At 66.8% G+C, this 20,422-nt stretch carries 21 protein-coding genes; 8 read left to right on the top strand and 13 right to left on the bottom strand.

Annotated elements, in window-relative coordinates; all coding sequences use genetic code 11:
- Window positions 1-3: 3 nt before the first annotated feature.
- The 5 genes from pheT to rpmI all read right to left on the bottom strand — a co-directional run bounded on the left by pheT (window position 4) and on the right by rpmI (window position 4,713).
- Complete coding sequence (gene pheT, locus U1707_RS12510; RefSeq protein ID WP_332800379.1) at window positions 4-2,418, bottom strand: phenylalanine--tRNA ligase subunit beta; 2,415 nt, start codon at window positions 2,416-2,418, stop codon at window positions 4-6.
- A complete protein-coding gene (gene pheS / locus U1707_RS12505) occupies window positions 2,415-3,509 on the bottom strand; it encodes a phenylalanine--tRNA ligase subunit alpha (RefSeq protein ID WP_181321194.1) in 1,095 nt (364 codons plus the stop codon). Before pheS ends, pheT begins: the two co-directional genes overlap by 4 nt.
- A gap of 22 nt (window positions 3,510-3,531) precedes the next feature.
- Complete coding sequence (locus U1707_RS12500; RefSeq protein WP_332800378.1) at window positions 3,532-3,861, bottom strand: GIY-YIG nuclease family protein; 330 nt, start codon at window positions 3,859-3,861, stop codon at window positions 3,532-3,534.
- Between the two features lie 263 nt (window positions 3,862-4,124).
- A complete protein-coding gene (gene rplT / locus U1707_RS12495; protein WP_056054375.1) occupies window positions 4,125-4,490 on the bottom strand; it encodes a 50S ribosomal protein L20 in 366 nt (121 codons plus the stop codon).
- A gap of 19 nt (window positions 4,491-4,509) precedes the next feature.
- Window positions 4,510-4,713 carry a 50S ribosomal protein L35 gene (gene rpmI, locus U1707_RS12490; RefSeq protein WP_031395289.1) on the bottom strand — a complete coding sequence of 68 codons (204 nt, stop codon included), beginning with the start codon at window positions 4,711-4,713 and terminating at the stop codon, window positions 4,510-4,512.
- 170 nt (window positions 4,714-4,883) lie between these two features.
- On the opposite strand from rpmI, the gene U1707_RS12485 reads away from it, so the two are divergent.
- Window positions 4,884-7,043 carry an AsmA family protein gene (locus U1707_RS12485; protein WP_332800377.1) on the top strand — a complete coding sequence of 720 codons (2,160 nt, stop codon included), beginning with the start codon at window positions 4,884-4,886 and terminating at the stop codon, window positions 7,041-7,043.
- Between the two features lie 309 nt (window positions 7,044-7,352).
- Here the strand turns inward: U1707_RS12485 and U1707_RS12480 are convergent, their stop codons facing one another.
- Entirely contained in the window at window positions 7,353-8,183 is an 831-nt protein-coding gene (locus U1707_RS12480; protein WP_332800376.1) for an inositol monophosphatase family protein, read from the bottom strand.
- A gap of 90 nt (window positions 8,184-8,273) precedes the next feature.
- On the opposite strand from U1707_RS12480, the gene U1707_RS12475 reads away from it, so the two are divergent.
- Window positions 8,274-8,810, top strand: a complete 537-nt coding sequence (locus U1707_RS12475; RefSeq protein ID WP_332800375.1) for a peroxiredoxin — start codon at window positions 8,274-8,276, stop codon at window positions 8,808-8,810.
- Window positions 8,811-8,878: 68 nt separating this feature from the next.
- A complete protein-coding gene (locus U1707_RS12470; protein WP_332800374.1) occupies window positions 8,879-9,934 on the top strand; it encodes a GGDEF domain-containing protein in 1,056 nt (351 codons plus the stop codon).
- Between the two features lie 340 nt (window positions 9,935-10,274).
- Here U1707_RS12470 and U1707_RS12465 read toward each other — a convergent pair whose 3' ends face one another.
- Both U1707_RS12465 and U1707_RS12460 read right to left on the bottom strand, forming a co-directional pair.
- Window positions 10,275-10,904: a YbhB/YbcL family Raf kinase inhibitor-like protein gene (locus U1707_RS12465; RefSeq protein WP_332800373.1), complete on the bottom strand. Its 630-nt coding sequence runs from the start codon at window positions 10,902-10,904 to the stop codon at window positions 10,275-10,277.
- 4 nt (window positions 10,905-10,908) lie between these two features.
- Entirely contained in the window at window positions 10,909-11,433 is a 525-nt protein-coding gene (locus U1707_RS12460; protein ID WP_332800372.1) for a hypothetical protein, read from the bottom strand.
- Window positions 11,434-11,534: 101 nt separating this feature from the next.
- On the opposite strand from U1707_RS12460, the gene U1707_RS12455 reads away from it, so the two are divergent.
- Window positions 11,535-11,972, top strand: coding sequence for a DUF1810 domain-containing protein (locus U1707_RS12455; RefSeq protein ID WP_443025692.1), 438 nt, complete (start codon window positions 11,535-11,537; stop codon window positions 11,970-11,972).
- 66 nt (window positions 11,973-12,038) lie between these two features.
- On the top strand, window positions 12,039-12,164 hold the full coding sequence (locus tag U1707_RS12450; RefSeq protein ID WP_259466878.1) for a hypothetical protein: 126 nt from the start codon (window positions 12,039-12,041) through the stop codon (window positions 12,162-12,164).
- Window positions 12,165-12,208: 44 nt separating this feature from the next.
- On the opposite strand, the gene U1707_RS12445 is transcribed toward U1707_RS12450, so the two are convergent.
- The 3 genes from U1707_RS12445 to U1707_RS12435 are packed head-to-tail and all read right to left on the bottom strand — an operon-like array spanning window position 12,209 to window position 13,898.
- Window positions 12,209-12,850: a heme exporter protein CcmB gene (locus U1707_RS12445; RefSeq protein ID WP_332800371.1), complete on the bottom strand. Its 642-nt coding sequence runs from the start codon at window positions 12,848-12,850 to the stop codon at window positions 12,209-12,211.
- Window positions 12,847-13,452 carry a heme ABC exporter ATP-binding protein CcmA gene (ccmA, locus tag U1707_RS12440; RefSeq protein ID WP_332800370.1) on the bottom strand — a complete coding sequence of 202 codons (606 nt, stop codon included), beginning with the start codon at window positions 13,450-13,452 and terminating at the stop codon, window positions 12,847-12,849. The genes U1707_RS12445 and ccmA overlap by 4 nt, the downstream gene beginning before the upstream one ends.
- Window positions 13,449-13,898 (bottom strand): metallopeptidase family protein, encoded by a 450-nt coding sequence (locus tag U1707_RS12435; RefSeq protein WP_332800369.1) that lies wholly within the window; start codon window positions 13,896-13,898, stop codon window positions 13,449-13,451. Before U1707_RS12435 ends, ccmA begins: the two co-directional genes overlap by 4 nt.
- 48 nt (window positions 13,899-13,946) lie before the next feature.
- Here U1707_RS12435 and U1707_RS12430 point away from each other — a divergent pair, with 48 nt between their 5' ends.
- The gene (locus tag U1707_RS12430; RefSeq protein WP_128453864.1) at window positions 13,947-14,243 is read left to right on the top strand and encodes a 4a-hydroxytetrahydrobiopterin dehydratase; all 297 of its coding nucleotides are present in this window, start codon (window positions 13,947-13,949) and stop codon (window positions 14,241-14,243) included.
- Window positions 14,244-14,387: 144 nt separating this feature from the next.
- Here the strand turns inward: U1707_RS12430 and U1707_RS12425 are convergent, their stop codons facing one another.
- Window positions 14,388-15,179, bottom strand: coding sequence for an SDR family oxidoreductase (locus tag U1707_RS12425; protein WP_332800368.1), 792 nt, complete (start codon window positions 15,177-15,179; stop codon window positions 14,388-14,390).
- A 67-nt stretch (window positions 15,180-15,246) separates the two neighbouring features.
- Between U1707_RS12425 and U1707_RS12420 the strand changes: the two genes are divergently transcribed.
- Both U1707_RS12420 and U1707_RS12415 read left to right on the top strand, forming a co-directional pair.
- A complete protein-coding gene (locus U1707_RS12420; RefSeq protein ID WP_332800367.1) occupies window positions 15,247-16,008 on the top strand; it encodes an ATP-binding cassette domain-containing protein in 762 nt (253 codons plus the stop codon).
- Window positions 16,005-17,543 carry an ABC transporter permease/substrate-binding protein gene (locus tag U1707_RS12415; RefSeq protein WP_332800366.1) on the top strand — a complete coding sequence of 513 codons (1,539 nt, stop codon included), beginning with the start codon at window positions 16,005-16,007 and terminating at the stop codon, window positions 17,541-17,543. Before U1707_RS12420 ends, U1707_RS12415 begins: the two co-directional genes overlap by 4 nt.
- A gap of 156 nt (window positions 17,544-17,699) precedes the next feature.
- Here the strand turns inward: U1707_RS12415 and U1707_RS12410 are convergent, their stop codons facing one another.
- A complete protein-coding gene (locus U1707_RS12410; RefSeq protein ID WP_332800365.1) occupies window positions 17,700-20,378 on the bottom strand; it encodes a TonB-dependent receptor in 2,679 nt (892 codons plus the stop codon).
- Window positions 20,379-20,422 lie beyond the last annotated feature (44 nt).

Below are 20,422 nucleotides of genomic sequence, written 5' to 3'. Positions count from 1 at the left end.
GCGTTATCCTCTCAGGCTCGCGCCCTGCTTGGCTGCCGCTGCTACCACCTTGTCGGCGACCGCCTTGATCTCTTCGTCGGTAAAGCTCTTCGCGGTCGGTTGCAGGACGATCTCGACGGCGACCGACTTGTGGCCGTCCTCCACCCCTGCCCCCGTAAACACGTCGAACACGCGGGCCGAGACGATCGCGACCTTGTCGGCGCCCTTGACCGCGCGGACCAGCGTGTCGGTGGCGAGCGCCGCCGGCACGAGGAACGCGAAGTCGCGGCGGACGGCTTGCAGCGCCGGCGGCGTGTAGGCCGGGCGGGTAAAACCAGACGCGCGCTTGGGCGGAATTGCGTCGAGGTAGAGTTCGACCGCGGCGACCGCGCCGTCGAGGTCGAATGCCTTCAGCACCGACGGATGGAGCATACCGAAGCTTGCCAGCACCGTCTTCGGTCCGAGGCGGAGCGTACCGGACTGGCCGGGGTGCCATGCGTCGCCGGCTTCACCCATCACTTGCAGGTTATCGACCGGCGCGCCCGAGGCGGCGAGAAGCGCCAGCGCTTCGGCCTTCGCGTCATACGCATCGAAGGTCGCCGCTTTCCCATCGCGCCAGCCGCGGGGGCGACGGTCGCCGGCGAGGACTACGCCCAGCGTCGCGCGCTCGGCGTCGGCAAGGTAGCGGCGGCCGATCTCGAACAGGCGGACGCTCTGCTGACCACGCTTGAGGTTGCGGCCGGTCGCGGCGAGCAGGCCGGGGAGCAGCGACGGACGCATGACTTTCAGGTCTTCGCTGATCGGGTTGGCGAGCGTCCACGCGCCGCCACCGAAAGGCGCGGCTTCGGCGTCGGAGAGGAAGCTCCAGGTTACCGCCTCGTCGAGCCCTCGGGCCGCCGCCGCGCGACGCGCCCTACGTTCGAGCTTCTGATCGGGCGTGGCGGTCGGCTTGGCGACGCCGGGCATCCGCGGGAGCGGCGTCGAGGGGATATTGTCGATGCCCTCGATACGGACGACCTCCTCGACGAGATCGGCGGGGCCGTCGACGTCGCGGCGCCAGGTCGGGACCGTAACCGGCCATTTGCCCTCGATCGTCGAAAACAGCGCGTCGCTGAACGCGTCGGCGGACGTGATCGCGCCGATCGTGAAGCCGAGCGACAATAATGTCCGGGCCTGGCGTTCGGGGGCGACGTGGAGGCCGCCGAGATCCGCGCTGAGGCGTGGGTCGTAATGAATCACGCGCGGTTCGAGCGGGGGTTCGCCCGAGCGCGTGACGTCGCTGGCCGTGCCGCCGCAGATGTGGAGCACGAGTGCGGTGGCGATGGCAAGGCCGTCTTCGAGGAACGCGGGGTCGACGCCGCGTTCGAAGCGGCTGCGCGCGTCGGAGGTGAGCGTGAGCTTCTGGCCGGTGCGGGCGATATGGTCGGGATCGAAATAGGCGCATTCGATCAGCACGTCGGTGGTATCCGCGGAGACGCCCGAATGCTCGCCGCCCATGATGCCGCCGATGTCGTGCACAGCGGTGTCGTCGGCGATGACGGTCATCGTCGCGTCGAGCGTGTAGGTCTTGCCGTTGAGCGCGACGACTTGCTCGCCGTCCTTGGCTTTCCGTGCGACGAGGCCGCCTGAGAGTTTGGCGCGGTCGTAGACGTGCAAGGGGCGGCCGAGGTCGATCATCAGATAGTTGGTGATGTCGACGAGCGCGGAGATCGGCTTCTGGCCGATCGCGAGCAGGCTGCGGCGCATCCACTCGGGGGACTCGCCGTTGGTCACGCCGGCGACGGTCTGGGCGAAGAGGGCAGGGCAGCCGGCGGTGTCGTCGGTGCGGACGTCGGGGCCCGCGCCCTCGCTCGTGAACGCGTCGAACATCAGCGGCGTGAGCGTGCCGAGGCCGGCGGCGGCGAGGTCTCGCGCGATGCCGCGGACGCCCATGCAGTCCTGGCGGTTGGGGGTGATCGCGACGTCGATGACCGGGTCGGTGAGGCCGGCATAGTCCGGGTACGGCGTGCCGATCGGGGCGTCTTCGGGCAGTTCGATGATGCCGTCGTGATCTTCGCCGAGTTCCAGTTCGCGGGTCGAACACATCATGCCGTTGGATTCGACGCCGCGGATGCTGGCGAGCTTTAGCGTCACGTCGAGGCCGGGGACGTAGGCGCCGGGCGCGCCGAATACGCCGACCAGGCCGGCGCGCGCGTTGGGCGCGCCGCAGACGACCTGGAGCGGACCATTACCGGCATCGACCGACAGGATCTGGAGCTTGTCGGCTTGCGGGTGGCGTTCGGCGCTGAGCACTTTGGCGATCTTGAACGCGGCCAGCTTCTCGCCGGGGTTCTCGACGCCTTCGACCTCGAGGCCGATGCGGGTCAGCGCTTCGACGATCTGGTCGAGCGTGGCGGTGGTTTCGAGGTGCTGCTTGAGCCAGCTGAGGGTGAACTTCATGCGCCGACTCCGCCGGACAAGGTGGGGACGTCGAGGCTCGAAAAGCCGTAATGCTTGAGCCAGCGGATATCGCCGTCGAAGAACGGGCGAAGGTCGTCCATGCCGTATTTGAGCATCGCGAGGCGGTCGATGCCGCAGCCGAACGCGAAGCCCTGCCATTCGTCGGGGTCGAGCCCGCAGGCTTCGATCACCTTGCGGTGGACCATGCCGGAGCCGAGGATCTCGAGCCAGCCATCGGGTTCGGCGCCGCCGACGACGCGCTTGCCCTTCACCAGCGTGTAGCCGACGTCGATCTCGACCGACGGCTCGGTGAACGGGAAGTAGCTGGGGCGCAGGCGGAGGACGATGTCGTCGCGCTCGAAGAACGCCTTCACGAACGTCTCGAGCGTCCATTTCAGGTGGCCGAGCGTGATGCCCTTGTCGATCACGAGGCCCTCGACCTGGTGGAACATCGGCGTGTGCGTCGCGTCCGAGTCCGAACGGTAGGTGCGGCCGGGGGCGATGATGCGGATCGGGGGTTTCTGCGACAACATCGTGCGGATCTGGACCGGCGAGGTGTGCGTGCGCAGCAGCGAGAAGGTCGTCTTCTCGTCGGCGGTGCCGGCAGCCTTCGCGTCGATCCCCTGCTGGAGATAGAAGGTGTCGTGCATCGCGCGCGCGGGGTGCGTCTCGGGGATGTTGAGCGCGGTGAAATTATGCCAGTCGGTCTCGATCTCGGGACCGGTCGCGACCGCGAAGCCCAAGTCGGCGAAGATCTCGGCGAGTTCGTCCATGACCTGGCTGACGGGGTGGATCGTGCCGGCGGGCGTGGCGTCCGCGGGCAGCGTCATGTCGAGCGTTTCGCTGGCGAGGCGCGCGTCGAGCGCGGCGCGTTCGAGCGTGGCTTTGCGCTCGGCGATGCCGTTGGCCACTGCCTCACGAAGCCCCTGGATCAACGGGCCTTGGACGAGGCGTTCGTCCGGCGTCATCTTGCCGAGCGTCTTGAGCAGCGCGGTGATCGTGCCCTGCTTGCCGAGAGCCTCGACCCGGCACGCATCGAGCGCGTCTAGACCGGATGCGGCGGCGATCGCCGTCAGCATGTGATCGCGCATCTGGTTCAGGTCTTGCGTCACGTCATACTCCCAGGGCGGGTTCGGTTAGGCGGGGCAGCCCGAGGCCGATACCCAGATCGTCCCAATTTTCGTTGCGCGCTTCGATCGGCTCGATCTTCCACGCTCTTCGCCATTCCTTCAGCCGCTTCTCGCGAACGATCGCGGCCTCCATCGTGTCGAACATCTCGTAATAAGCGAGACGCCTGATGCCGTACCGGCGAGTGAAGCCGGGGATCAACCCCTCTCGGTGCTGAACCAGCCGTGCGAGGAGATTCGAGGTTACGCCGATGTAGAGGGTGCCGTGGCGGCGGGAGTGGAGGATGTAGACGCAGGGCTGGAAGGTTTCGCGCATTTCGTGCTCCCCTTTGATCACCGCTTGAGCGCTCATCTCAAGAGCCCCGTCATCCCGGCGGACGCCGGGACCCACGGTAGCGGGCCGGGTTGTGGTAGCACGTTATCGCCGGGTCCGCCGTAACCATGGGTCCCGGCGTTCGCCGGGATGACGGAGGAGGGTTTGGGGACCACAGAGGTTGATATGATCACCGCGAACCCAAACGCAGAAAGGGCGTCGGTGGGTTACCACCGACGCCCTCCCGAACTCACCTCAGTCGCGGATTACGCGGCCTGGGGCAGAGCCGCTTTCACCTGTGCGACGATGGCGCTGAATGCAGCGCCCTCGTGCATGGCGATGTCGGCCAGGACCTTGCGGTCGAGTTCGATCCCTGCAAGCTTCACGCCGTGCATGAACTGCGAATACGTCAGACCCTCGGCGCGGACGCCGGCGTTGATGCGCTGAATCCAGAGGCCACGGAACGTGCGCTTCTTAACCTTGCGGTCGCGATAAGCGTACTGTCCGGCCTTCTCGACGGCCTGACGGGCGATGCGGATGGTGTTCTTGCGACGGCCATAATAGCCCTTCGCCTGAACCAAAATACGCTTGTGCTTGGCGCGGGTGGTAACACCCCGTTTTACGCGTGCCATTGTCTAATTCCTTCTCAGCTCAACGCAGGCCGTAAGGCGCCCAGGCCTTCACTGCTGCGGTGTCGGCCTTGGACAGCAGCTTGGTGCCGCGGTTCTGACGGATGTACTTGCCGTTGTGATGCGCCAGACGGTGACGCTTGCCGGCGACGCCGTGCTTGAGCAGGCCGGTGGCGGTGAGCTTGAAGCGTTTCTTGACGCCGCTCTTGGTCTTCAGCTTGGGCATTTTTATCCTTTCGGTTGACGAAGGGAAACGCTGAAACCGCCGCGGCAGCCCACACTGGCCGGGCGATTCGTCGAACGCGCATCCCTTCGAGGAAGCGGGGCGCATAGACGCATTAATTCGGCATATCAACCGTTGTGGAACTGACGCGCCTGTCGTGCGATAGGCGAATCATGGACGACAGCCCGACGCCGCCGATCGACGCCCCTTCCCCGGCCTCCCCCCCGGCCCCCGAGTCCGTCGACGCGCCCGTCGACGCGCAGAAACGTCGCAAGCGACGGATACTGCGTAACATCCTGCTCGGGATCGTCGCGCTCGTCGTCGCGATCTGGCTGGTGCTGTACATCACCAAGGGGCGCTTCCTGAAGCATCCGTTCGAGCGCGTCGTCGGGTCGCTCACGCACCGGACGCTGACAGTGCGCGGCGACTTCCAGCTGTATTTCGCTCCCTTCCGAATCAAGCTGTATGCGGAAGACTTCACGCTCTCGAACCCCGATTGGGCGAGCCGGCCGAACCTGTTCCAGGCGGACAAGCTGGACACCCGAATCGCGCCGCTATCGCTGATTTTCGGCAAGCGGCGGCTCTATTGGCTCGATCTGGTCAACGGCGCGCTCGACCTTGAGTGGAATGCCGCGCATTCGGCGAACACCTGGACGTTCAGCGAGAAGAAGGGCGGCAAGCCGCTAGAGTTTCCGCGAATCGACGTCGCGACGGTGACGGGCACGACGCTGCGCTATCTCGATCCGAGAATGCGCATATTGGCGGATCTGAAGATCGCGGACATCCGCTCGATCGATGCGACGATCGGGCGTGCGGTCGGGCTGACCGGCAAGGGCCGACTGCGCGAGACGCCGTTCACCCTGACCGCGCAACTGCTGTCGCCGGACGCAACCGCCAATCGCGGGCAGAACAAGCTCGTCGCGCGGATGCGGGCCGCGGGGAACGTAATCGACGTCGCGGGCACGCTGCCCAGCATCGCCGATGTCGAGAACGTGCCGCTTGCGGTGACCGCTCGCGGCGCCAACCTGTCGACTCTGCTCGGCGTCATCGACGTCGCGATCCCCAATACGCGAACCTACAAGCTGCGCGCGCAGCTCATCAAAAATGGCGACGAATACGACTTCACGCGCCTGCGCGGCGTCGCCGGACGGACCGACCTCGCGGGCAAGCTGACGATCATCCACGGCGATCGCATCCACCTCGATTCGGTGCTGACCACCAAGAGCCTCGACATCATCGATGCGGCCCCGTTCATCGGCTTCAACCCCGACATCGTCGAATCGCGCGGCGCGGTAGCGGCGGCTGCTGCTACGGGAGCCGCACCGCAGCGCCTACTGCCTGACGGGAAACTGCCGGTCGCGACGATGCAGATCTTCGATGCCGACCTGAAATGGACGATCGGGACGGTTAAGTCGCGCAACTTGCCGATCTCCAACGTCGATCTGACGCTCGACCTGGAGCGTGGTCGGCTGGCGCTGTCGCCACTGACCTTCTCGATGGCACGCGGCAACGTAGCCTCGGACGTGATCTTCGACACGCGTGCACGACCGAGCGCGGTCTCCTACGACATCCGCCTCGCACCGACGCCGTTGGGCCGCCTGCTCAAGGGCTATGGGCTGACTGAGGCTGGGACGACCGGGACCGTCAAGGGTCGGATCAAGCTCGACGGCCGCGGCGATTCAATCCACGATTCGCTGGCGTCTTCGCGGGGGCGGATTGCCTTCGTGCTGCCGTCGGGCGCGCTTTCGGTGCGTAACGTGCAATTGGCCGAACTCGATATCGGTACGTTCGCGCAGCGGATGTTCCAGGGCCAGCTTAACGAGCCGGTGCAGATGAACTGCGGGCTGATCGGCTTCACCGTGCGCGGCGGCGTCGCGGCGGCGGACCCGATCCTGATAGACACGCGCAAGAACGTCATCGTCGGGCGTGGCGGATTCAGCTTCCGCAACGAAGCGCTCGACCTCGCCTTCCGTGCGGATTCGAAGAAGTTCAGCCTGTTCGCGGGACAGTCGCCGATTGGCGTCGCCGGCATGTTCGCCGCGCCCAAGATGAACGTTGTGTCGAAGGATCTGCTTGCGCGGGTCGGCGGCGGGCTCGGACTCGCGCTGGTCGCAACGCCGGTCGCGGGGATCCTCGCATTCGTCGATGTCGGCGACGCGAAATCGACCGCCTGTGGTCCGGTACTGGCGGGCGCGACGGCAGCGGCGCAGCGGACGACCAAGGGCAAGGCCCGCGATGACGTCGGCCGGGGGACAACCGCAAAGGCCGAGGACGGCAAGACGTCTGCTGCGGAGAAGAAGGGGCAGAAGAAGAAGTTCCTGGGGATCTTCTGATCTGCCTCGCGGGTGAGTACGGAGCCGCATTTTTGGAGGGAAGCGGCAAAGCGGATTCCCTCGGTCACCCCGGCGAACGCCGGGGCCATGGTCGCGGTCGGGAGCGTTGGCGCACGCTCCGTGTCCATGGGTCCCGGCGTTCGCCGGGATGACCGAGGGGGAATTCTAGTGCCCTTCGTACGCTCCGAATCCGTAGTCCCGGCGTCCGCCGGGCTGACTATAACGGCTAACAGATGGGGGATGATTGGACTGGGGGCGAAGGGTTTTACCCCCTCGCGTGTCACGCGGCGTTTACGTGTCAGGCGGCGTTTAGTGGTCGTGGCCGCCGTGATCGTGCGGATCGCCCTGCAACCTGTGCATCGCTTCCAGCACGTCGTCCATGCGCGCGGGGTCACCGATCGCGAGCACATGGCCCTCGCTGTCCGCAGTCAGCGGGTCGCCGTTCCAGTCGCACATGCGGCCGCCGGCCCCCTCGACCACCGGTACCAGCGCGGCGAAATCGTACAGCTTGAGGCCGGATTCGCACACCACGTCGAGATGGCCGCTCGCGAGCAGCCCGTAATTGTAGCAGTCGCCGCCGTAGACGGGGCCTTGCCGCGGGTTACCGCCCGAAATCGCAGCGACGAGCGCGAGATAATGCGGGACGTCGACCTCGTCGAACAGATGCGGGCTGGTGGTCGCGATCGTCGAGCCGGCGAGCTCTCGGCAGGTGCGCGTCCGCACGGGCACGCCGTTCAATGTTGTCGGACGCCCCGCGATGCCGACCCAGCGTTCGCGCTGCACCGGCTGGTCGATGATCCCGAGCACCGGCCAGCCATCCTCGACAAGGGCGATCAACGTGCCAAAGATCGCGCGGCCCACCGTGAAGCTGCGCGTGCCGTCGATCGGATCGAGCACCCATTTGCGGTTGGTGACGCCCGGCTTCTCGCCATATTCCTCGCCGACGATGCCGTCGCCGGACCGTTCCGCGTCGAGTAATCGCCGCATTGCCGCCTCGGCCTCGCGGTCGGCCCGGGTAACGGGGGACTGGTCGTCCTTGATCTCGACGCCGTGCTCGTGACGGAAATAGGGTCGGATGACGTAGCCCGCCGCATCCGCGAGGCGGTGCGCGAGATCGATATCGGCTTGCGTGACTGGCATGGCCCCTGCCTATCCGCCGCAAGCGCTGCGAGCAATGGACGGATCGATCGACGCAGCGTAGGTCGTTGCAATCCAATCGGAGTATCGTTCATGCGCCTTGTCCAGACTCTCGCCGCCGCCGCCTTGCTCGCCGCAACGCCCGCCTTCGCCGCGCTGGCCCCCGGCGCCAGGGCACCGGATTTCACGACGCGCGGTGCGATCGCCGGCAAGGTGTTCACGGTGCATCTTGCCGAACAGCTGAAGAAGGGCCCGGTCGTGCTCTACTTCTTCCCCGCGGCGTACACCGGCGGCTGCAACGCCGAGGCGCATGCGTTCGCCGAGGCGATCCCTGCGTTCACCAAGGCCGGGGCGACCGTGATCGGCATGTCGGCCGACAACGTCGAGACGCTCAGCAAGTTCTCGGCCGAGAAGTGCGCCGGCAAGTTCGCAGTCGCGAGTGCCGGGCCGAACGTGGTCAAGGGCTATGACGTCGCGCTGGGCAAGCCGGTGATGGGTCGCTCCGTAACCAAGCGCACCAGCTATGTGATCGCCAAGGACGGCCGCGTCGCGTTCGTGCATGACGACATGAACCCCACCAAGCACGTCGCAACGACGTTGGCGGCTGTCGAAAAGCTAACCGGCAAATAACTGCCGTTTTGGTGACAATATGCTAACGCTTTCGGGGCTACTCCGTCGATGGGGACGCGGAGGAAGTCATGGGGGACGCGCGAGCGGCCAAGCTGGTATCGGGGGCAAACCCAAGAGGCTCGCTATACGATCGTATCGGCAGGTTCCTTGACGCGAACGGCCTGAGCCCCGATCCGGCGCACTATCGGTTCGCGTACGCCGTCCTGTCGGCACCGGACCAGCCGTTGGCTCTCGCCGTCGCCCGTCTGACCGATGGCGGCGTTCGCCTGAGCCGCAGCGATATCGAGCGACTCGGCGGACAGGTCGTCGTCGGAGAACCGACGGCGCACCGTTCCGCGTCCGGCCCGACGCAGGCCGTCGACGTATCGACCGGCGTCGACGAAGCGATATCGCTGGTGGTCGAGACGCAGCATCACGTCGACGGTTTCACCCAGATCATGCGGACGATGCAGGACGAAACGCGGGGTTTCGGGCGCGATCTCGCCAAAACTGCCGCGGCAATCAGGCAGATCGCCGAGATCGACGAGATCACGCAGATCACGACCACGATGCTCGGCCGGGTCCGCGACAGCGAAGTACGGCTTGCCGCCGCCACCGCCGAGGCGGACCTCCTACGCGCCAAGCTGGTCGAGGCGCATGACATCGCACGGCGCGATATGCTGACCGGCCTGCCTAACCGCCGCGCGTTCGAAGAAGCGTTCGCCGACCGCGATCGCGATGCCGGACCTTACTGTCTGGCGGTGTGCGACATCGACCGGTTTAAGGGCGTCAACGACCTTCACGGTCACGCGGTCGGCGACCGGGTCCTGGTCGCGATCGGGCAGGCGCTGTCCGTCGAATGTGCGCCGCATCTGGTGGTTCGTCACGGCGGCGAGGAGTTCGCGCTGCTGATCAAGGGCATCGCACTGGCGGATGCGGCAGCGATGCTCGATCGCGCCCGCGCGGCGGTGGCGGCAAAACGGTATCGCAACCGGGACACCGATGCCCCCTTGGGAAGCGTTACCTTTTCGGCAGGCATCACCGCGATCCATGCCGACGAAACGTCCGATCTCGCCTTCGCGCGGGCCGACAGGTTACTCTATACCGCCAAGGAACAAGGCCGCGATTGCATTTGCGCTGCCTGATCCCGGAAGTTGGCGTGGTTTACCCGTGTCGACTGGTGAGATTTCCTAAATCCAGGATGTGCGTTACGTAGAGCTACGCAGATTCAATGACTTATGAAACTGGCACGCCATGTGCAAATCCTTCGATATCAGACGTCGGATCGTCCGGCTCCTCTGAAAACCAAAGGAAATCATCATGTCGTTCCGTTTCGAAACCGCTCAGCGTATCGCCATCTCGTTCGTCGGCGCGCTGTTCTTTGCAGCCATCGCGGTCGGCACGGCCACGCCGATCATCCCCATCGCTTGAACTGGGTGCTCGCATCTATCGACACTAGAATGTGCGCGCCGAACGAGACGTCGTTCACGCGATCGCGCCCTCCCCAATCGGCCCGACCGGTGCTTCCTCGTCGCGCGAATAGGTCCCGATCAACAGGCCTGCTGCCAGCACATGACCGGTGATGGCCTCGATCACCGCCGTCCGTCCCGGCGTGTCACCGGGGTCGCCCGCGCCCGCATCGACCGCGAACAGCTGGAAGACGTAGCGATGCTCGCCGTGCCCGCTCGGGGGATCGGGCGGCAACCAGCCTTCGCGTAGATAGGAGTTGCGACCGACGTCGCGCCCTGCCGGATCGCTTGCGGCATCGGCGACGATCGCGCCCTCTTCGATACGTCCCGAACCGGCGTCCAGGCCCCAGACTATCGCATGGACCAGAGGCTGTGGCGCGGGAGCATCGGGATCCTCGACGATCAGCACGAGAGTCTTCGTCCCAGCCGGCGGGCCGTTCCAGACGAGCGGCGGCGACACGCCCTCGCCGTCCTGCGTGAAGCGCGGCGGCAGGCGGGATTCATGCGCGAACGCCGGGCTGGAGAGGTCCATCGACTCGAATGCCATGCCGGTATCGCCGCAGAGCTGCACGGTCGCGAGCTTGTCGTCGCCGGCGCGCAGACCGCTCATCGCCTTGCCCAGCCATGTCGGAATATGTTCGAGCATCGTCTCAACCCTCCGAAGGACAGGGGTCGGCGCGGCGCTGGGGTGCGCCGCCGGCGTACCATTCGCTCTGCGCGCCCATCGTGTCGGCGTCGTGGTAACAGACCTGGGTCTTGCTGCCCTTGGGATCGACGAGCACCGTCCAGTTGCGATCGCTGCAATTATGCTGCTCGCATCCCCAGGCGGCGATCCGCATCCCGTCACGCCGTTTGATCGTGAAGATCGGGGTCGCCGGACCGGTCCGGCCCCGGATCGTCTCGCGCATCTTCGCATCGCCGATCGCTTCGACCAAGCCGGTCGCGACTTCGGTGCGGTCGAAAAATCCGACGCCGTCGACCGCATCGTGCGGGTATTTACCGACATAGGCAGTGATCGGCGTGGTCTGCGCTTGCCCCGGGATCGGCGTCGGCGCGCGTGTCTGTGGCGGGGTGAACCCGTTCGGCGCGACACCATCGGCGGCATCGTCTTTCTTGCCGCACCCGCCCAGGAGAAGCGGCGTCACGAAAAGTGCGACCGCGATCATCGTCTTCATGGGCATTATCCTCGTTCGTTACGCACCCAACGTCCGGCACACGTGCCGGTTGCGGTGAGAGGGTGCGGTTGGGGTTGCGATCGGGGCTGGCGACGACCACCATGATCCGCATGGTACAGGATCTCGAACGCTTCGTCGCAGCGCAGGCCGACGTTTATTCACAAGCGCTTGCCGAACTGCGTGCCGGGGGGAAACGTAGCCACTGGATGTGGTTCGTTTTTCCGCAGATCGCCGGGCTTGGCCACAGCGCGATGGCGCGAACCTATGCTATTGCCTCGGCGGGCGAGGCGCGTGCCTATCTCGCGCATCCTATCCTCGGGCCTCGCCTGATCGAAGCGACGGAAACGGTAACCCGCGCACACGGCTCGGCGGAGACGATCATGGGCGGCATCGATGCCATCAAGCTGCGCTCGTCGATGACTCTGTTCGCGCGGGTCGCCGACGATCCGGCCCCGTTTCGTGCTGCGCTCGACCGGTTCTTCGGCGGGGCGGACGATCCGGCGACGGTCGCGCGTCTCGACCACGACGTATCGCGATAACACGGGCGCATATCGCCATAACCGTGTACGATAATATTGGAGCGTCCCGCTCCCCGAGGTGTGGTCATGGCCAAGAGTCAGAAGAAGTCGAACAAGGAAGTCCGCAAGCCCAAGGCCGAAAAGGCGCCGAAGGCCAACGCGTCCAACCCGACCAGCAAGGGTAAGGCCGTGGAGATGACGACGCTCAACTAAAGTTATGGGTGCGGCGCTACTCCATCGCCGCGCACATGGCGGTGCTAGTCCATTGCCGCACGTATGGCGGCGGCGGCGATGAACGGTGCGCCTGCGACCAACACCAGACTGACCGCGGCTAGCAGTTTCATCGCCCCGGCCCCGCCCGCCGGATCCAGTACGCCGGCCCCGAAGATCAGCAACGGGACGGCCAGCGGCAACATCGCCAGCCCGACGACCGCACCGCTGCCGCGCACGCCCGCCACCAGCGCGCTCGTTGCGACGGCGAGTGCGGCGAGGCCGGGCGTGCCGATCAGCAGCCCGACCTCGACGCGGATCAGCGTATCGACGGACAGGTCGAACAGGCCGGCCGCGATCACCGCCGCCAGCATCAGCGGTGGGCCGAAGCTCAGCCAGTGCGCGATCGTCTTGGCGGTTGCGACCGCCGCCATCGACAGGCCGCGGACCGCGAACTGGTCGAACATCCCCGTATCGAGGTCGGGCGCGATCAGCCGCTCGACCGGCAGCAATGCCGCCAGCAGCGCCGCCGTCCAGATCACGCCACCGCCGATCCGCGCCAACAGTGCCGCGTCCGGGCCGATCGCGAGCGGGAACAGCGTCGCCACCAGCAGAAAGAACGCGACGACCAGAACCGCCCCGCCGCTCGACACGCGGCGCCGTAGATCGCGGCAGATCAGCGCGATCATAGGGCGATCTCGGTCGCATGCGGAAGGTCGAGCGGAACATGCGTGGCGATCAGCGCGATACCTCCGCGAGCGCTGTGCTCCGCGAGCAATGCCCGCAGCCGTGCGACCGATCCGGCATCGAGCCCGTTGGCGGGTTCGTCGAGCAACCAGACCGGCGCACCGCTGGCCGCGACCCGCGCCAGAGCGGCACGGCGGCGTTGCCCGGTGGACAAGAGACGCACCGGAATATCCGACAGCGCGGCCAGATCGAGCGCGCCGATCGCCCACGCGACGCGGCCAGCCGGATCGGGCGCGGCATCGAGCATCGACCAGAACTGCAGTGCCGCGCCGAGGGTCTGGTCGGCATCCAGCGCGGTGGCCTCGGTCAGCAGGGCGACCCCTGCGTCGCAGGACACGGTTCCGTCGGACGGCGCGAGCAGGCCGGCGGCGATGCGGATCAGGCTCGACTTGCCGATCCCATTGGGTCCGGTGACCACGGCCACGTCGCCTGGCGCGAGCGCGAACGACACATCGGCGAACACCGCCCGCCCGCCGCGCACGCATGCAACCGAGTCAAAGACGAGCGTCATCGCGCGGGCCGAACCGCCGTCATGCGCGATCATGCGTCGGGATCGTCGGGAACGGAATCCTCCAGCGCGTGCATGTCGTCGTCGCTGAGACCGAAGTGATGGCCGATCTCGTGGATCGTCACATGCGCCACCAGCGCGTCGAGCCGAACGCCCGTCTCGATCCATTCCTCGAGGATCGCGCGGCGGTAGAGGACGATGCGATCGGGCATCGCGCCGGTGTCCATCGACGATTTCTCGCCGAGCGGACGGCCGTGATAGAGGCCCGACAAATCGAGCGGGTGCTCCAGTCCGAGCGCGGCCAGCGTCTCGTCGTCCGCGAATTCCTCGACCGCGAAGACGATGTCGCCGAGATGCACGGCGAACTGCGCCGGAAGTTTGGCGATCGTCGCGCGGCCGATCGCCTCGATCGCGTCGGCATCGGGCGCCGTGCGGCTGCCCGCCTCAGGCATCTTACCCGTGAATGTCGCTTGCCCGCTCATGCGCTCAGCCATACGCGGTGGCGAACGATAGCGGCAAGGGATACGCGGATGATCGAAGCGCTGAACGAAACCGAACGCGCAGAAGCGCTCGATGGCCTGGACGAGTGGGATTACGACGATGCGCGCGACGCCATCACGCGGACGATCGTGTTCGCCGATTTCGTCGAGGCGTTCGGCTTCATGGCGCAGGTGGCGCTGATCGCCGAGCGCGCGAACCATCATCCGGAATGGAAGAACGTCTGGAACCGGGTGGAAATCCTGCTGACCACGCATGACGCCGGCGGGCTGTCGCCGCGGGATATCGAGATGGCCGAAGCGATCGACGCGATCGTCGGCGACGCCTGATCTGCGGTCTCGCCCTTAGCGGGTATCTTCTGCTCCCCTCCCTGGAAGGGAGGGGTTGGGGGTGGGTCGGCCGGTTGGTCGGCGTGACGTTTCGATAACGGGCTGACCCACCCCCCGCCCCTCCCTTCCAGGGAGGGGGGACCGTCAGCCCCGCGTCATGCTGCGGCGCATCCGCTTGCGCAGCGCGCCCGGCATCCACCGCGCCGCGAACGCCATGCGGTGGGCGGTCTTGCCGACATAGGTGTGGACCTTGTCGCCGTGGACCGCCTCCCAAGCGGCTTCCGCGACCTTGTCGACGCCGGTCAGTTCTAGGCCTGCGCCGGTCACCGTATCGCGGATCGAATGGTTGGTGTTGCCGGCCGCCGAATCGAGCAGCGGCGTGTCGATGAAGCTCGGGACGATCGACCGCACCTTGATGCCGTCCGCCGCCCATTCGCCATCGAGCGCTTCGGTAATCGCGCGGATGCCGAACTTGGTCGCCGAATAGGGCGCAAGGCCCGACGAGCCATAGATCGCCGACGCCGACGCGGTGTTGAGCAGGCACGACCCCTGCGTCCGCTTCAGATACGCGTAACCGATCCGGGCCCCGTTCAACGCGCCGACCAGATTGATCGCGATCACCCGGTCGATCTCGGCAAAGTCGGTTTCGGCCAACGGTCCGCCGGATCCCACCCCGGCATTGTTGAACAACACGTCGAGCCGCCCGCCCGTGGTCGCGACGAACGCGTCGAGCGAAGCGGTCCACGCATCACGATCGCGCACGTCCATCCGGTAGGTCGTCACCATGCCGTCGGGCAGCAGCGCAGCGGTCTCCGCGAGTCCGGCGACGTTGACGTCGGCGAGCCCGACCCGCCAGCCCTTGCGCGCGAACAACAAAGCCGTGGCGCGGCCGATCCCCGATCCGCCTCCGGTGATGAAAATGCTCTGCTGCGTCATGGCACCGCTCCCCATTTGATCTTTGCCTATTTGATTTTGCGGTATGTTTCCCGCATCCTGCGCGCAGATGCCAGACAATTTGCCAGCGCTCGCTTTCGAACGCGTCACCAAGACCTATGGGTCGACGATCGCAGTCGACGACATCTCGTTAGAGATCGCGGGCGACAGTTTCGTCGCGCTGGTGGGGACGTCGGGATCGGGCAAGTCGACGTTGCTGAAGACGATCAACCGGCTGGTCGAACCGAGCGACGGTCGCGTCACGATCGACGGCGCCGACGTTGCCGCCGAGCCTGCCCCCGAGCTGCGTCGGAGGATCGGCTATGTCTTCCAGAATATCGGCCTGTTCCCGCACATGACGATCGCCGAGAATATCGCGATCGGGTTGCGGATCGCCGGACGCCGCGACGAGGCCAAGGTCGGCGAACTGCTCGATCTCGTCGACCTGCCGCGTGATATCGCCGGGCGGATGCCGGATGCGCTGTCGGGCGGCCAGCGCCAACGGGTGGGGATTGCGCGTGCGCTCGCACCGGGCGCGAAACTGCTGTTGCTGGACGAAGCATTCGGCGCGCTCGATCCGGTGACGCGCGATGCGCTGGGGACGCGAATCCGCGAGTTGCATGACCGGCTCGGGCTGACGACGATCCTGGTGACGCACGACATGGCGGAGGCGCTGTTGCTGGCGGACCGCGTGCTGGTGATGAAGGCCGGGCGGATCGTCGCGGACGCGACGCCTGCCGAACTGGTCGCGGGCCGGGGTGGCGACGATGCGCAGGCGCTGGTGCAGGTGCCGCGTGCGCAAGCCGAACGCCTGCAGGCATTAGTGGCATGAGCGCGTTTCTCGATGCGCTCGGCCGCGTGCCGCCGCTGCTGGCCGCACACGTGCTGCTGTCGGCGTCGGCGCTTTTGCTGGGGATCGCAATCAGCCTGCCGCTGGGGATCTGGTCGGCGCGCAATGCAGGCGTCGCGCGCGTGTCGCTAGGGTTTGCGAGCCTCGTCCAGACGATCCCCAGCCTTGCGTTGCTCGCGCTGTTCTACCCGCTGCTGCTGAGCCTGTCCGCGCTCGTCGGCGGCGGGATTCCTGCGCTCGGCTTCCTGCCCTCGCTGATCGCGTTGACGCTGTATGCGCTGCTGCCGATCATCCGCAATGCGGTGGCGGGCTTGCACGGCATCGACCCGGCGGTGATCCAGGCGGCGGATGCGGTCGGGATGACGCCGGCGCAGAAACTGCGGCTGGTCGAGGCGCCGCTGGTCGCGCCGGTGCTGATCGCGGGCATCCGCACCGCGGCGGTGTGGACGATCGGGGCGGCAACGTTGTCGACGACGGTCGGCCAGCCGAGCCTCGGCGACATGATCTTTGCCGGGCTCCAGACGCAGAACTGGGCGCTGGTGCTCGCCGGCTGCGTTTCGGCGGCGGCGCTGGCATTGAGCGTGGATGCGCTGATCGGCGGGATCGAATACGGCATCCGCACGCGGCGGCGCTGGCTCTGGATCGCCGGGGCGGTGGTGCTGGTCGCAGGAACGGCAGCGGCGACCGTGCCGTTGTGGCCGAAGAGTGGTGGCGACCGAACGGTCGTGGTCGGCGCGAAGAACTTCTCCGAGCAATATATCCTCGCGCGGCTGATCGGCGACCGGTTGGAGCGTGCGGGATATACCGTGCAGTACCGCGACGGGCTGGGCTCGGCCGTAGTGTTCGGGGCGCTCTCGACCGGGGATATCGACGTGTATGTCGATTACGCCGGGACGATCTGGGCGAACGAGATGAAGCGGCGCGACGTGCCCGAACGTAAGCCAATGGTTGCGGCGATCGGCGCCTGGGCCAAGCGGGAGCACGGCGTCGGGCTGGTCGGCTCTCTCGGGTTCGAAAACGCGTACGCTTTCGCGATGACGGCGGATGCGGCGAAGACGAAGGGGGTCGCGAGCCTCGACGATCTGGTGAAGGCGGCACCGGGCATGACGCTGGGCAGCGACCTGGAGTTTCTCGAGCGGCCCGAATGGGCGGCGGTGAAGCGCGCTTATCCTCTGAGGTTCGCCAAGACGACGCCGTACAGCCCGACCTTCATGTACCGCGCGCTGGAGAGCGGGAATGTCGATGTGATCTCGGCGTTTTCGTCGGACGGGCGCATTGCGGCGGATCGGCTGACCGTGCTGAGCGATCCCCGCCGCGCCATTCCCGGCTACGATGCGATCCTGATGGTCGCGCCGAAGCGGGCTGGGGATGCGAAGTTTCTCGGCGCGCTGAGGCCGCTGGTCGGGCGGATTCCGGTCGAAGCGATGCGTACGGCGAATTATCAGGTCGACCGCGATGCGGACAAGCAGACGCCCGAGGCAGCGGCGCGGTGGCTGGCGGCGAAGGTGGGGCTTTAATTTCCCTCGCCCCTCCGGGGAGAGGGAAAGATGAGCACTTGCGACGGGAGGGTGAGGGGCGGCTGGGACTGGCGTCCCGAGCCTCACGCCCCTCACCCACCCACGCGAAAGCGCGCGCGGCCCCCTCCCTCTCCCCGGCGGGGCGAGGGGTTCAGATTAGAAGAACAGTTTGCGGATGCTTAGCCGGACGGTGCGGCCGAGTGGATCGAGGTAGTCCGGCTGATAGCTGTTCGGCGTGGCGCCGGTCGCGTCGGTCACGCGCTGGCGGGTGTTGAGCACATTGTCGACCGACAGGCTCACCCGCATCCCGCGCAGCCACGGATGCGCCTTCACCCATTCGAGGCGTTGCCCCAAGTCCGCGAACAGCCGTGCGTTCGCGGTCGCGAGCCCGCCGAAGTTGAGCGTTTCGGGGGCGGCGAGCGTGCCGCCGTTGACGCGCGTGCCGCTGGCATATTGCGCCGACAGCCGGACCCCGACGCCGTTGTTGCTGTACCCGGCCTGCGCCTCCAGTTCATGGCGCGACTGGCCGCCGCTGCTGCCGATCGCATCGCCGTTCAACAGGTTCAGGCTCGGGCCGCCATCGGCGACCAGCACGCGGTCGGTGAAATGCCATGTATGGTAGAACGCGAACTGCAACCGACCGCCGGCCTGTCCGCGCCCGCCGCCACCGCCGAAGCGCCCGCCTGCTCCTCCGCCGCCACGGCCACCGCCGCCAGCGCCATCGCCGCCACGACGGGGACCATCGCCACCCGCCCCATCGGGTCGACGAAAGCCGCCCGGCGGTTGCAGGCCCTCGAAGGGATTGGGGCCGGTACCGGCGCGATACGCCTCCAGCTCGCGTTGAACCTTCGATTTCAGCGGCGCGGAGAAATTGATACCCCAGCGCAGTTCGGACCGCTCACTGCGCGCGAAATTGATCGGGCGACTATCGACTTGGAGCAGATTGCCGCTCGCATCGCGCGTGAAGCGGTCGGGAAACGCCGCCTCGATCGCCGCGGTCGCGCTGGGGAACGCCGCGATCGGATTGTCGACGCGGCTTTCGACGTAGTTCGCGGTGAAGCTCAGATCCTTCTTGCTCCACGGCTTCAGCGTCAGGCCGATCTTGCGGACGCGGTTGTTGTCCGACACGAGCCCCGGATTGCCGCCGCTGATCGTCGTCACCGTCGCGGTGGTGCCGCGGACATAGTCGAAGATGCGGACGTTGGGCGTCGTGATCGAGGGATTGCCCAGTTGCTGCGCGGTCGGTGCCTCGTCGGTATCGGTGACCGAGGCGATCAGCCGCACGCCGTCGATCGGCGACCAGTTCGCACCATAGCCGAGCGTGGTCAGCGTGCCGAGGTCCGACAGGTGATCTTCCGCCAGATTGAAGTTGGCCGACAACGTTCCGAGGAACGGCAGGACGTCCTTGCCGCGACTAGTGATCGGCACGTCGATGTTGACCTGCCCATTGACGGTATCGCGCGAGACCTGGCCGCGCTGGGTCACGCCGGCGCGGTAGGAGCGGCTGTCGAAATCCGCGGTCTGGCCGCCGAGCTTGATCGTCGTCGAGACGGCGCCCGCCGGCAGGTCGAACACCGTGCCGTTGACCACCGCGTCGATCTCGCCGGTGTTCTGCGTCGCGTAGGCGCGATTGCCGGGTGCGGCGCCGATGTCGCTGGCGGACAGCCGTGCGAACGGGTTGGCGGTGGGATCGCCGGCGTTCAGTCGCGCCTGGAACGCACTCGCGTCGACGCCCGTATCGGTGAAGGTCTGCGTATCGCTGCGATCGTAATTGCCGGTGACGTTCCAGCGCCACGTGCCGATATCGCCGTTCAGCGTGGTCCCGAGGTGCGCCGAGATCGACGAGACGCGCTGCGCGAGCGGCAGGAAACCCGTGTCGTCCAGCGCCCGGCTGACGGTCGTGCCGTCGGCCAGCGTCAACCGGGCGATCGGCAATCCATTGAGGCCACGGCTGTCGGTCGATTCGAGCCGGCCGTTGATCGTCGCGCCGACATTGCCGAAGATGTTGCGCGCGTAGACGCTGTTCGCGGTGAAGGTGCTCGTGGCGGCCTGCAGCGTGCGGTACGGGGTCGGATCAACGACCGACCCATTGGCGCCGACTGCGGTGCTGCCGGCGCCGGTCGTGGTCGGAACGATGTCGCGCTCCGCTTCGGTCAACGCAGACGACGAGGTGTATTCGGCGTGCAGGTTCACGCGGCGATCGCGGGCGATGCTGAGCAGGTCGAGCTTGCCGTCGGGCGAGTTGCTGCCGCCCTCGGTCGGCACCTTGTCGACCGCCTCGACGGTCACCGCACGGAAGCGGCGGCGCAGGACGAAGTTCACGACCTTCTGATCGGCGCGATAGCCGTATTTCAGCGCCACTTCCTCGGGCAGGATCTCGACGCGCTGGATCGCCTCGGTCGGGATGTCGCGGATCTCGGAGAAGCTGGAGATGCGGCGGCCGTTGAGCAGCACCACCGGCGCCCCGCCGCTGCCGCGTCCGCTGGTCGTCTGCGGACTGAGTTCGCTCAACAGGTCCGAGATCGAGCTGACGCCGTACGAGCGGATCTCGGACTGGCCGATCGTCTGGTCGGGCGGAATGTCGCCGATCACCGAACCGCGTAGCTTGCGCGATCCGGTGACGACGATCTCTTCCGCATCGGCTGCCTCGTCCTGTTCCGCGGCCTGCTCTGGGGTCGCGGCGGCAAGCGGCTCGCCAGCCACCTGCGCAGCGGGGGCGGTCGTGTCGGGGGCGGTCGTTTCGGGGATCGGCGCAGACTGCACAGGCGCAGGCGCCTGTTGCGCCGTGGCCAACGCGGGCATGCTCGCGGCGAGCATCAGACCCAGAATACGCATACCGTCACACCCCTCCGAACGACCGACTGATCGCGTTCTGCGCC

The organism is Sphingomonas sandaracina (genome assembly GCF_036663695.1).
In the GTDB taxonomy this organism is placed as follows: domain Bacteria; phylum Pseudomonadota; class Alphaproteobacteria; order Sphingomonadales; family Sphingomonadaceae; genus Sphingomonas.
The sequence above is the reverse complement of the archived record's forward strand: the minus strand, read 5'-3'. Positions and strand labels throughout refer to the sequence as shown.

Bases quoted from the DNA above. Each gene is read 5' to 3' on its own strand.
- U1707_RS12500 (WP_332800378.1), bottom strand. From the start codon at position 3,861: ATGCGCGAAACCTTCCAGCCCTGCGTCTACATCCTCCACTCCCGCCGC.
- U1707_RS12465 (WP_332800373.1), bottom strand. From the start codon at position 10,904: ATGCTCGAACATATTCCGACATGGCTGGGCAAGGCGATGAGCGGTCTG.
- rpmI (WP_031395289.1), bottom strand. From the start codon at position 4,713: ATGCCCAAGCTGAAGACCAAGAGCGGCGTCAAGAAACGCTTCAAGCTC.
- U1707_RS12480 (WP_332800376.1), bottom strand. From the start codon at position 8,183: ATGCCAGTCACGCAAGCCGATATCGATCTCGCGCACCGCCTCGCGGAT.
- U1707_RS12450 (WP_259466878.1), top strand. From the start codon at position 12,039: ATGGCCAAGAGTCAGAAGAAGTCGAACAAGGAAGTCCGCAAGCCCAAG.
- U1707_RS12420 (WP_332800367.1), top strand. From the start codon at position 15,247: ATGCCAGACAATTTGCCAGCGCTCGCTTTCGAACGCGTCACCAAGACC.
- pheS (WP_181321194.1), bottom strand. From the start codon at position 3,509: ATGCGCGATCACATGCTGACGGCGATCGCCGCCGCATCCGGTCTAGAC.
- U1707_RS12470 (WP_332800374.1), top strand. From the start codon at position 8,879: ATGGGGGACGCGCGAGCGGCCAAGCTGGTATCGGGGGCAAACCCAAGA.
- U1707_RS12455 (WP_443025692.1), top strand. From the start codon at position 11,535: ATGATCCGCATGGTACAGGATCTCGAACGCTTCGTCGCAGCGCAGGCC.
- U1707_RS12410 (WP_332800365.1), bottom strand. From the start codon at position 20,378: ATGCGTATTCTGGGTCTGATGCTCGCCGCGAGCATGCCCGCGTTGGCC.
- pheT (WP_332800379.1), bottom strand. From the start codon at position 2,418: ATGAAGTTCACCCTCAGCTGGCTCAAGCAGCACCTCGAAACCACCGCC.
- U1707_RS12485 (WP_332800377.1), top strand. From the start codon at position 4,884: ATGGACGACAGCCCGACGCCGCCGATCGACGCCCCTTCCCCGGCCTCC.
- U1707_RS12430 (WP_128453864.1), top strand. From the start codon at position 13,947: ATGATCGAAGCGCTGAACGAAACCGAACGCGCAGAAGCGCTCGATGGC.
- ccmA (WP_332800370.1), bottom strand. From the start codon at position 13,452: ATGATCGCGCATGACGGCGGTTCGGCCCGCGCGATGACGCTCGTCTTT.
- U1707_RS12445 (WP_332800371.1), bottom strand. From the start codon at position 12,850: ATGATCGCGCTGATCTGCCGCGATCTACGGCGCCGCGTGTCGAGCGGC.
- U1707_RS12415 (WP_332800366.1), top strand. From the start codon at position 16,005: ATGAGCGCGTTTCTCGATGCGCTCGGCCGCGTGCCGCCGCTGCTGGCC.
- U1707_RS12435 (WP_332800369.1), bottom strand. From the start codon at position 13,898: ATGAGCGGGCAAGCGACATTCACGGGTAAGATGCCTGAGGCGGGCAGC.
- U1707_RS12475 (WP_332800375.1), top strand. From the start codon at position 8,274: ATGCGCCTTGTCCAGACTCTCGCCGCCGCCGCCTTGCTCGCCGCAACG.
- U1707_RS12425 (WP_332800368.1), bottom strand. From the start codon at position 15,179: ATGACGCAGCAGAGCATTTTCATCACCGGAGGCGGATCGGGGATCGGC.
- U1707_RS12460 (WP_332800372.1), bottom strand. From the start codon at position 11,433: ATGAAGACGATGATCGCGGTCGCACTTTTCGTGACGCCGCTTCTCCTG.
- rplT (WP_056054375.1), bottom strand. From the start codon at position 4,490: ATGGCACGCGTAAAACGGGGTGTTACCACCCGCGCCAAGCACAAGCGT.